Raw genomic sequence first — 2,798 nt, 5'->3', positions numbered from 1 at the left:
AAGTCAACGAAAGAAGTAGTTGACAAGGCGAGCGAAAGGTGATAAGATAATATAGTTGTCTCAAGGGGCAATAAGTAGCACATTGAAAACTGAACAAAACTTTGAACAAACGAATCTGTGGCTGTTACTTAGGTAACAAAAACAAATTTGCGAAGTCAATTCGTAACAAACAATAAACGGATTAGCGTTATAGAGAATATAGCGAAATAATCGTCAGTTTAATCGAAGAGCAATCTTCAAATTTTCAAATTGAGAGTTTGATCCTGGCTCAGGATGAACGCTGGCGGCGTGCCTAATACATGCAAGTCGAACGCACAGCGAAAGGTGCTTGCACCTTTCAAGTGAGTGGCGAACGGGTGAGTAACACGTGGACAACCTGCCTCAAGGCTGGGGATAACATTTGGAAACAGATGCTAATACCGAATAAAACTCAGTGTCGCATGACACAAAGTTAAAAGGCGCTTTGGCGTCACCTAGAGATGGATCCGCGGTGCATTAGTTAGTTGGTGGGGTAAAGGCCTACCAAGACAATGATGCATAGCCGAGTTGAGAGACTGATCGGCCACATTGGGACTGAGACACGGCCCAAACTCCTACGGGAGGCTGCAGTAGGGAATCTTCCACAATGGGCGAAAGCCTGATGGAGCAACGCCGCGTGTGTGATGAAGGCTTTCGGGTCGTAAAGCACTGTTGTATGGGAAGAACAGCTAGAATAGGGAATGATTTTAGTTTGACGGTACCATACCAGAAAGGGACGGCTAAATACGTGCCAGCAGCCGCGGTAATACGTATGTCCCGAGCGTTATCCGGATTTATTGGGCGTAAAGCGAGCGCAGACGGTTAATTAAGTCTGATGTGAAAGCCCGGAGCTCAACTCCGGAATGGCATTGGAAACTGGTTAACTTGAGTGCAGTAGAGGTAAGTGGAACTCCATGTGTAGCGGTGGAATGCGTAGATATATGGAAGAACACCAGTGGCGAAGGCGGCTTACTGGACTGTAACTGACGTTGAGGCTCGAAAGTGTGGGTAGCAAACAGGATTAGATACCCTGGTAGTCCACACCGTAAACGATGAACACTAGGTGTTAGGAGGTTTCCGCCTCTTAGTGCCGAAGCTAACGCATTAAGTGTTCCGCCTGGGGAGTACGACCGCAAGGTTGAAACTCAAAGGAATTGACGGGGACCCGCACAAGCGGTGGAGCATGTGGTTTAATTCGAAGCAACGCGAAGAACCTTACCAGGTCTTGACATCCTTTGAAGCTTTTAGAGATAGAAGTGTTCTCTTCGGAGACAAAGTGACAGGTGGTGCATGGTCGTCGTCAGCTCGTGTCGTGAGATGTTGGGTTAAGTCCCGCAACGAGCGCAACCCTTATTGTTAGTTGCCAGCATTCAGATGGGCACTCTAGCGAGACTGCCGGTGACAAACCGGAGGAAGGCGGGGACGACGTCAGATCATCATGCCCCTTATGACCTGGGCTACACACGTGCTACAATGGCGTATACAACGAGTTGCCAACCCGCGAGGGTGAGCTAATCTCTTAAAGTACGTCTCAGTTCGGATTGTAGTCTGCAACTCGACTACATGAAGTCGGAATCGCTAGTAATCGCGGATCAGCACGCCGCGGTGAATACGTTCCCGGGTCTTGTACACACCGCCCGTCACACCATGGGAGTTTGTAATGCCCAAAGCCGGTGGCCTAACCTTTTAGGAAGGAGCCGTCTAAGGCAGGACAGATGACTGGGGTGAAGTCGTAACAAGGTAGCCGTAGGAGAACCTGCGGCTGGATCACCTCCTTTCTAAGGATAATCGGAAAGCGACAGTGACTTAGATGTCAGTTCGTGAAGTTCAAAGTTTTGTTTAGTTTTGAGTGTGATACTGAAATAGGTATCATGTTCAGAAGTGATCCTATGGGGAATTAGCTCAGCTGGGAGAGCACCTGCTTTGCAAGCAGGGGGTCAGCGGTTCGATCCCGCTATTCTCCATAGCTAGTCGCAAGGCTAGCAGGTTGCACATTGAAAACTGAATAGTAACAAATTCTTTTAAAAACAATCGTAAGATTGTAATAAATGAACCGAGAAACAACACAAAAAAGTTCTTTAATAAAGAACGGTTTAATCGCAGGTCTGAAAAATGACCAACTCATAAACTTAAACAACAGTTTCGACTGTTAGGTTAAGTTAATAAGGGCGCGTGGTGGATGCCTTGGCACTAGGAGCCGATGAAGGACGTGACTAACTACGATAAGCTTTGGTGAGCGGTAAGTACGCTATGACCCAGAGATTTCCGAATGGGGAAACCTAACTCGTAAGAGTTGTCTGTATCTGAATACATAGGATATTTGACGGAATACGCTGTGAACTGAAACATCTCATTAGCAGCAGGAGCAGAAAGAAAAATCGATTCCCTCAGTAGCGGCGAGCGAACGGGGAAGAGCCCAAACCAACGTGCTTGCATGTTGGGGTTGTAGGACTGATAAATAAGAGTTACAAAAGTGTTTTATAGCAGAACAAGTTGGGAAGCTTGGCAAGATAGGGTGATAGCCCCGTAAGCGAAATAAAGCAGACTCTTTTCAGGATCCTGAGTACGGCCGGACACGAGAAATCCGGTCGGAATCCGCGGGGACCATCCCGTAAGGCTAAATACTCCCTAGTGACCGATAGTGAACCAGTACCGTGAGGGAAAGGTGAAAAGCACCCCGGAAGGGGAGTGAAATAGTTCCTGAAACCACGACGCCTACAAGAAGTCAGAGCCCGTTAATGGGTGATGGCGTGCCTTTTGTAGAATGAACCGGCGAGTTA

Annotated in this window: 1 tRNA gene and 2 rRNA genes (1 of these 3 cut by a window edge); all 3 read left to right on the top strand. The window is 47.7% G+C overall.

What is annotated here, in order from left to right:
* Nucleotides 1-245: 245 nt before the first annotated feature.
* Nucleotides 246-1,796: ribosomal RNA gene (locus IEU65_RS10210) — 16S ribosomal RNA — on the top strand.
* A gap of 113 nt (nt 1,797-1,909) precedes the next feature.
* A tRNA-Ala gene (locus tag IEU65_RS10205) sits at nt 1,910-1,982 on the top strand.
* Between the two features lie 188 nt (nt 1,983-2,170).
* Nucleotides 2,171-2,798, top strand: a 23S ribosomal RNA gene (locus IEU65_RS10200) (it continues 2,287 nt past the right edge of the window).
* The 16S and 23S rRNA genes sit together here with 1 tRNA gene alongside, the layout of an rRNA operon.

The sequence above is a fragment of the Leuconostoc pseudomesenteroides KCTC 3652 genome, assembly GCF_014634745.1.
Taxonomy (GTDB): Bacteria; Bacillota; Bacilli; order Lactobacillales; family Lactobacillaceae; genus Leuconostoc; species Leuconostoc pseudomesenteroides.
Note: the sequence above shows the minus strand (reverse complement) of the source record. Positions and strands in the feature narration are given on the sequence as shown.